Here is a 7,441-nt window from a genome sequence, read left to right on the forward strand (position 1 = left end):
AACACCTGCCTGCGCCTCCCCTCACCGAAGCCGGCTTAACTTCGCGTTTCTGCAGGCGCCTTCTCCTCTGACTTCTGCGTGCTGCTGGAGTAGATAAACCACAGCGCAATCCCGAGGCACAGAACCGCACCCAGGCGCGTCATCGAGAAGGGTATGGCGTCGTTCCCCAGCCAGCCAAAATTGTCGATCAGCATGCTCATGGTCAGCTGACCAAAAATCACCGCCACCGTGGCCACCGCCGTACCGATACGCTGCACGGCCAGCACCATGATGACGATGTACGGCACGCCAAACATCGCCCCCAGCAGCTGCCATTTGGGCACATCCAGCAGGCTGACGGCATGGCGCGGTTCAAAGAAGAAGATCAGCAGGGCGGTGATCAGCGCGCCGACGGAAAAGGTCAGGAACGCGCTTTTGAATACGCCCACCTTGCTGCCCAGCTGGCCGTTGATGGCGGCCTGAATACTCAGCGTCGCACCGCCAATCACCGCCAGAATAATCATAATTAATGTCATCGTCTTACCCCTGTGCAACCAGAACCAGCGCGGCAATGATAAAAATCAGCGCGATGATGCGTTTAGTGTCAATTTTGCGGTGCGGCGTGCCCAGCAGGCCGTAGTGATCGATGATCAGGCTTTTAAAGACCTGGCCGGCAAGGATGCCAATCATCGTCATGGCGATACCGATGGCGGGCGTTACCACGGTGAGAATAATGACGTAGACCGGGCCGAGAACGCCGCCCAGCAGCTGCCATGAAGGCTGTGAAAAAAACGACGGGCTGTTGCGTGGGCTGAAAAAGAGCATCAGCAAAAAGGTCAGGGCGGCACCGACGCCGAACACGCTGAACGTGGCCCATAAATCACCTACCTCACCGCCGAGCGGCCCCAGTAGCCCTGCCTCGACGGACAACCCCATCCCCCCGGCAATAACCAGTAAAATCAATATCAGCTGCATAGTTACTCTTCTCCGTTTTCAAGGCGGGGAAGCGTACCCCTGAACATCCGTGAGAAAAATGCCATAATGAAAGAAACACCTGTGCAGGAAATGCATTAATGCGCGACCCCGCCACGATCAGCCTCCGCTGGCTGCAAACCTTTAAAGAGGTCTATGAATCCCAGAATTTTTCGGTGGTAGCACGCCGGGAGGGGATCTCCGCTTCGCAGGTTTCGCGGGTCATCCATCAGCTTGAGGATGCGCTCGGCCAGCAGCTTTTTTACCGCAACACGCGGGCAATTATTCCCACGGAAAGTGGGCACCTTTTTATCCGCTATGCCCGCCTGATGCTCGGCAATCTTGAGGAGGCGCGCCGGGAGCTGGACGCGCGCAAGCAGGAGCCCTCCGGTCTGCTGCGCATCAACGCCCCGGTCTTTTTCGGTCAGCGGCATATCGCGCCGGGGCTTCCCGGCCTGACGGAACGCTACCCCCGGCTCAGCATCGAGCTGACGCTGACGGATGACTATATCGATCCCCATCGGGATGCTGCCGACCTGATCTTTCGCATCGGTATGCTGACCGACTCCTCTTTTCACGCCCGGGTTTTCGGGCCGCAGTTTTATCACCTCGCCGCTTCTCCGGCCTATCTGCGCAAATACGGCGCGCCCGAGGTGCCCGACGACATAACCCGACATAAATGCCTTGTCTACCGCGGTTCGTCCGGCCCCAACCGCTGGCTGCTGCGTGCGCCTGGCGGGGCGTGGGTCCACTATCCCGTGTCGCCGCTGTTATCGTCCAATAACGCGGAAACCCTGCTGACCTCGGCGCTGGGCGGGATGGGGATGGTGCTCTTCCCGGACTGGCTTATCGGCGACCGGTTGCGCAGCGGGGAGCTGGTAAAACTGCTGCCGGACCATGAGGCCGCTATCAACACGGAACCGCAGAACATTTCGGCGATCTACCCCAATGCGCGTCATCCACCGCTGAACGTCAGGGCGGTGATTGACTACTACGTGGCGTTTTTCGGCACGCCCCTTTACTGGCAATCCGCAATGAAGGAGTAAAGAGGCGCGGGCGTTTCTAATGATTTCCTATTATTGCTCTAAGTCGGCCCGCTAATAAGAATGTAACTACGCTACTTATCTTGCAGGGTGACTCACATGTTTGTGTCATGGTGGTTAATTGTTCCTGTCATCGCCGGGGTCGCCATCCTCTTTATGATGGTTTCCCGGCTGACCAATGAGGTTGATAAACTTGAAACGGCGCTGGAGGAGAGCCGGGGGCAGCTGAAGTCTGCCAGTCAGCACGCTGAGGCGTGCAAGCTGACGAATCTGCGCATGACGGAAAATTTGCTTCAGGTGAAAGGCTACACGCAGCAGTTGTCCGGCAGCAGCGGGCCTGAACAGGAAAGGCTGCTGTATGAGATGCACTGCGCCCTTAATCTGGCGACAAACAATGTTATTCATCACCCTGATTTTATCGAACACCCTTCAGCATCAGGCGCAACCCGACCGCAGCAGCCTGGCGAAACCTTGCCGTTAATGTTTCGTTGAGAGTATTGCCTGGTGGGTTTGCACCGGTGCGACCTGTTTGCCGGGCGGCGCTTCGCTTGCCCGGCCTACAAGGGTGTGCCGGTTTGGTAGGCCGGGTAAGGCGCAGCCGCTACCCGGCGCTCTTGCTACCGCTCCCTTAGTGCCTCTTTCGCCCGGTTAAACGGCTTAATCATATAATCCATCACCGATTTCTCGCCGGTTTTGATATCCACCGTGGCAATCATCCCCGGCACAATCGAGAAGTGCCTGCCCGCTTTGTTCACCAGGTAATCCTGGCTGGTGCGGATAAACACCCGGTAGTAAAACACTTCCGGTTTGGCTTCATCCTGAATGGTGTCCGGGGAGATGGTCTCCACCACGCCATCCAGCCCGCCGTAGATGGCGTAATCGTAGGCGGTGATCTTCACCAGCGCCTTCTGGCCGGGGTGGATAAAGGCGATATCCCGTGGTGACAGGCGGGTTTCAATCAGCAGGTGATCGTCCACCGGCACAATCTCCATTACCTCGCCGTTCGGGGGAATAACGCCGCCGATGGTGGTCACCTTGATGTTCTTCACAATGCCGCGCACCGGCGAGGTCATCGTCAGGCGGGTCACCGAGTCTTCACGTCCTTTCAGCACCGCCGAGAGCATATCCACTTCGGCGTTCGATTTAGAGAGCGCCTCCCGGGCCTGAACATAGTACTGCGAGCGCAGGTCGGTGAGCTTCAGCTCAAGATCGCTCTTCTGGCGTTGCAGGCGCAGCGCCTCGACGTGGCTGGCGGCGCCGGTTTTTACCAGCCGCTGGGTGATCGCAAGCTCTTTATTCACCAGATCCAACGCCTGGCGCAGCTCGCGCCGGGAGTCTTCCAGCTGCTCGCGGCGGGAGTTGTAGAGCCGGGTTTCGGCGGCGATCAGGTCGGTCCATTTCGCCAGCTCCGGCGGAAAGATGAGGGGCAGATCGTTCACCTCCGCACGCAGACGGGCGCTGGAGGCCAGCGACGCGCGGTAGCGGGCGGCGCTTTCGCCGACGTTGGATTCAGAGCGGGTCGGGTCGAGACGCGCCAGCACCTGGCCGGCCTGCACCTGATCCCCTTCGTGAACCTTTAGTTCGGCGAGGATCCCGCCGTCGAGAGACTGCAACACCTGCTCCCGGGAGCTGGGGATCACCTTCCCGGTGCCGGTGGAAACCTCATCGAGAATGCTGAACCACGCCCACACCCCGGCAGCGACAAACAGCAGCAGGCTGAATAACACAATGCTTCTCGCCCCGGTATAGCCGCTCTCGGAGCCGAGGGCGTTATCCAGGTCATCCATCGCCGCAACGTCACGCTGATTGATTTTCATTTTTCCACTCCCGGCCATTTGTCTGCTGCGGTTGCTGCATCCGGCTGTTGCTCAGCGCCTGCGCTTTCGGCGCGTCCATCACCAGCATGCCCTCTTTCAGCACCACCACGCGCTCCACCAGCTCCAGCATCGGTACGCGGTGGGTGGCGACAATCAGCGTGCGATGACCGAGCCACTGGCCCAGACGCTGGATAAATTCACGCTCGGTGTGCTCATCCAGCGAGGCGGTGGGTTCATCCAGCAGCACGACGTTGGGATCGCGCAGGAACATCCGCGCCAGCAAAATCGACTGGCGCTGGCCGCCGGAGAGCCCGACGCCGTTCTCCATAATCGGGTGATCCAGCCCCTTCGCCAGCTTCTGCACAAAGCTGGCCGCGCCGCACATCTCCAGCACGGCAAAGATCTCCTCGTCGGTGGCCCGCGGCATCCCGAGGGTGATGTTCTCCCGCAGGGTGCCGTAAAACAGCCGCGCGTTCTGGCTCATCAGGCCGACGTTGCGGCGCACATCCGCCATGTCGAGATGGGGCAGGCTGAGGTTGTCGAGCCGCAGCTCGCCGCCCACCAGATCCATGCTGCCCACCATCGCCTGCAGCAGGGTCGATTTGCCCGCGCCGTTACGTCCCAGCACTGCCACATGTTCGCCGGGTTTGATCTCCAGCCGGTTGATGCGCAGCGCCGGGTTCTGCGCGTCGCCGCCGTAGGCGAACTGCGCCTGCTCGAAGAGGTAGTGTCCACGCAGCACGTCCTGGCGGATCGGCGTCTCTTCACGCTGGTTCTCGGTGGGCAACTGCATAATGTTGTCCAGCCCCTCTTTAGCCGCCTTCACCTGCTGCCAGCGGGCCAGCACGCCGCACAGGGTCGCCATCGGGGCGATCATCCGCGAGGCCAGCATTGAGGCGGCCACCACCGCACCGGTGGTCATTTCGCCTTCGATCACCATCGGGGCACCCACCACAATCACCGCGGTGTAGACCAGGCTCTGAATGGTCATCCCCCAGCTGATCAGGCCCTGAGTCAGCTCCCGGGTCTTAAGGCCCGACTCGGCGGTGATCTGAATGTAGCTGTTCCACTGTTGCAGGAAGCGGTTCTCCGCCTGCATCAGCTTGATGTCCTCCAGCCCCTGCACGCTCTCCACCAGCACGGCGTTGCGCAGGGTCGCCTCGTGGGCCGACTGCTTCGCCAGCGCCGCCAGCTTTTTCTGTAGCAGCAGGCCCGGCAGCACCATCACCACTGCCGCAACCGGGGCGATCCAGGCGAGTGACGGGGCGATGATCGCCAGCACCACCACAAACAGGAAGAAGAAGGGCAGGTCGACGATGGTAGAGATGGTGGAGGAGGTGACCATCTCGCGGATCTGCTCCAGCTCACGCAGCTGGGAGATAAAGCTGCCGGTGGAGCGGGGCACCGCGCTGTTGCGCAGGCGCAGGGCGTGGCCAAACACCCGGTCCGAGACGCGCATGTCGGCGCGTTTGCCCAGCAGATCCATAATGTGAGACCGGGCGAGACGCAGGATAAAGCCGAACAGGGTGGCAATCAGCACCCCGATGGTCAGCACATAGAGGGTGGGGTAGGACTGGGCGGGGATCACCCGGTCATAGACCTGCATTGAAAAGAGAATGCCCGCCAGCGACAGCAGGTTGATGAACAGCGCCGCCAGCATGACGTAGGTATAGGGGCGCAGGTCGCGCATCACCAGCCGGTAGAGCCAGTCGGGGCGGTATCTGGAGATATAGGCATCCACCCGGCTGTCTTTCAGCGCCGCCAGCGGGCGCAGGGCCACCACCTGGCGAATGGCCGGGAGCATCTTCGCCAGCGAGATGCGGTTGGTCTGCGCCTTGCCGTCAAAGAAGCAGACATCCAGCAGATCCTCGCCGTCGAAGTGCTCAATCACCCCAATCTTGCCGTCATTAAGCTCCACCACCACCGGCAGGCGCCAGCTGTTGATGGACTCCTGGCCGTTGGTGAGCAGCTGAAAGGAGAGGCCCGCCTCGCGGGCAAGCCCGGTCAGCGCCGGGATTTTGCTTTTGCCCTGCAGCCAGGGCGCGCCCGCCACCAGCGCGCCGGGGGAGCAGGCCACCCGGTAGCGGGTGGCGACGTAGCCAAACGCCTGCGCCCAGTGTTCCAGCGCCTCTTGCGTCAGTGTCTCCTCATAAAGGATATCGTCTCGGATCATGGCTGGATCTCCACTGACTGAATGGTGTGGTTTTCAAGGCCGAAGGCATTGCGCATCCGCCCGGTGTTATAGAGGCAGTTGATCTGCAGCTGGCGAAGCTGCCCGGCGGTTTGCCACTGGGTAAAGCGGGCCTGGTAGACCTCCTGCTCGGCGTTCAGCACGTCCAGCAGGGGGCGGGAGCCCAGATCGAGATACTGCTGCTGATAGAGTTCGCGGGTACGCTGGCTGAGCGTCTCCTGGCGGGACTGGATCTGCAGGGTGCTCATCAGGCTCATCACCTGACTTTTGGACTCCAGCAGCTTTTGCCGCACGGCCAGCCGGGTGCGCTGAATATTGGACTGCGCCGCTTCCACCGCGTGGCTGGCGGCGTTGCGCCGGGCGCTTAGCCCGCCGCCCTGGTAGAGAGGCATCTCGACGTTCACCGAGACGTTGTACTGGGTCTTGTCCAGCGTATCGTGGCCGGGGTAGCGGTTGTTCATGTAGTGACGCACCTGCGGCTCCAGCGAGACGGTAGGAGTCATCTGCGCATTGGCGTAATCGAGGTTCGCCTGCGCCACGTTAGCCTGCGCCCAGGAAGCCAGCACCGCGGGCACCAGCCGGTCATCCGGCTCGTTGATGTCGCAGCTGCGGGCCAGTTTTTCCGGGAAGGCGTTGCTGACCGCGTTCAGATTGCTCCAGCCGAGGTTGCTCATCAGCGTGGCGCGGGCGCTGTCGAGGTTGGCCTGATACTGCATCAGCTGCGAACGCGCCCCTTCGATACGGGCGTCGGTCTGCACCACGTCCGAGAGCGAGGTGGCCCCTTCGTCGTTACGCTGGCGCGTCAGCTTGCCGATGGCGCCGAGCGCCTCAAGCTGCTCTTCGGCGGTCTCGACCATCTGCTGCCACATCTGCACCTGCACCAGGGCGATGGCGGTATCCCGGGCGATAGTGTCGATGCTCAACAGCACGTTGGCCTGCTGTTGCACCACGCCCGCGTCTTCAGCGCGCACCTGGCTTGCCACCTTGCCAAAGTCATAGAGCATCTGGGAGAGGGAGACCACCACCGAGGGGGTAAAGCCGGTATCGCTGGAGTTATTGCTGTAGCCGTTGTCTATCCCGGCGCTGATTTGCGGATAGTATTTCGATTTAGCGACATCGACCTGCTGGATCTGTTCGTAAAGTTTGCCCACCGCTTCGCGAATGGTGGGATGCCAGTTGACGGCGCGGGTCACCGCATCGCCAAGGGTTAAGGTACCGGGGGCGGCCTGACGGGTGGGCAGGGCGACCCGTCCATCCAGAGCGGGCAGCGCCTGATTTTCATTTAATTGTCCAAAACTGATTACCGCAGGCGAATCGGCGGCAAGGACCTGTGCAGACAACAGGCAGCACCCAAGCCACCAGCAAGGTACTTTGTTCATGGCATTATCCCTAAAAAAACTGAACAACTTTATAATGTTAAGCCCGGGCGACGAGCGCCC

The 7,441-nt window shown here is 61.0% G+C and carries 7 protein-coding genes; 2 read left to right on the forward strand and 5 right to left on the reverse strand.

The genetic code is table 11. The annotated features are described in order from the left end of the window. Positions 1 to 35: 35 nt before the first annotated feature. Both ACT3IC_RS14815 and ACT3IC_RS14820 read right to left on the reverse strand, forming a co-directional pair. Positions 36 to 515 carry a DMT family transporter gene (locus ACT3IC_RS14815; protein ID WP_103180811.1) on the reverse strand — a complete coding sequence of 160 codons (480 nt, stop codon included), beginning with the start codon at positions 513 to 515 and terminating at the stop codon, positions 36 to 38. A gap of 4 nt (positions 516 to 519) precedes the next feature. Beyond that, complete coding sequence (locus tag ACT3IC_RS14820) at positions 520 to 954, reverse strand: DMT family transporter (protein WP_103180810.1); 435 nt, start codon at positions 952 to 954, stop codon at positions 520 to 522. A gap of 98 nt (positions 955 to 1,052) precedes the next feature. On the opposite strand from ACT3IC_RS14820, the gene ACT3IC_RS14825 reads away from it, so the two are divergent. Both ACT3IC_RS14825 and ACT3IC_RS14830 read left to right on the forward strand, forming a co-directional pair. Then, the gene (locus ACT3IC_RS14825) at positions 1,053 to 1,997 is read left to right on the forward strand and encodes a LysR family transcriptional regulator (protein WP_156655123.1); all 945 of its coding nucleotides are present in this window, start codon (positions 1,053 to 1,055) and stop codon (positions 1,995 to 1,997) included. 96 nt (positions 1,998 to 2,093) lie between these two features. After that, positions 2,094 to 2,486, forward strand: a complete 393-nt coding sequence (locus ACT3IC_RS14830; RefSeq protein WP_103180808.1) for a hypothetical protein — start codon at positions 2,094 to 2,096, stop codon at positions 2,484 to 2,486. Between the two features lie 125 nt (positions 2,487 to 2,611). Here the strand turns inward: ACT3IC_RS14830 and ACT3IC_RS14835 are convergent, their stop codons facing one another. From ACT3IC_RS14835 to ACT3IC_RS14845, 3 genes are read right to left on the reverse strand one after another with little or no spacing between them, the layout of a single operon-like run. Next, entirely contained in the window at positions 2,612 to 3,781 is a 1,170-nt protein-coding gene (locus tag ACT3IC_RS14835) for a beta-barrel domain-containing protein (RefSeq protein WP_103181127.1), read from the reverse strand. 10 nt (positions 3,782 to 3,791) lie between these two features. Next, positions 3,792 to 5,984, reverse strand: coding sequence for a type I secretion system permease/ATPase (locus ACT3IC_RS14840; protein WP_103180807.1), 2,193 nt, complete (start codon positions 5,982 to 5,984; stop codon positions 3,792 to 3,794). Continuing rightward, a complete protein-coding gene (locus tag ACT3IC_RS14845; protein WP_473477988.1) occupies positions 5,981 to 7,381 on the reverse strand; it encodes a TolC family outer membrane protein in 1,401 nt (466 codons plus the stop codon). The genes ACT3IC_RS14840 and ACT3IC_RS14845 overlap by 4 nt, the downstream gene beginning before the upstream one ends. Positions 7,382 to 7,441 lie beyond the last annotated feature (60 nt).

It is taken from the genome of Leclercia sp. GHBNCSD, from assembly GCF_055805075.1.

Excerpts from the sequence above, each read along its gene's own strand:
- ACT3IC_RS14815 (WP_103180811.1), bottom strand. The coding sequence starts at position 515 with ATGACATTAATTATGATTATTCTGGCGGTGATTGGCGGTGCGACGCTG.
- ACT3IC_RS14820 (WP_103180810.1), bottom strand. The coding sequence starts at position 954 with ATGCAGCTGATATTGATTTTACTGGTTATTGCCGGGGGGATGGGGTTG.
- ACT3IC_RS14825 (WP_156655123.1), top strand. The coding sequence starts at position 1,053 with ATGCGCGACCCCGCCACGATCAGCCTCCGCTGGCTGCAAACCTTTAAA.
- ACT3IC_RS14830 (WP_103180808.1), top strand. The coding sequence starts at position 2,094 with ATGTTTGTGTCATGGTGGTTAATTGTTCCTGTCATCGCCGGGGTCGCC.
- ACT3IC_RS14835 (WP_103181127.1), bottom strand. The coding sequence starts at position 3,781 with ATGGATGACCTGGATAACGCCCTCGGCTCCGAGAGCGGCTATACCGGG.
- ACT3IC_RS14840 (WP_103180807.1), bottom strand. The coding sequence starts at position 5,984 with ATGATCCGAGACGATATCCTTTATGAGGAGACACTGACGCAAGAGGCG.
- ACT3IC_RS14845 (WP_473477988.1), bottom strand. The coding sequence starts at position 7,381 with ATGAACAAAGTACCTTGCTGGTGGCTTGGGTGCTGCCTGTTGTCTGCA.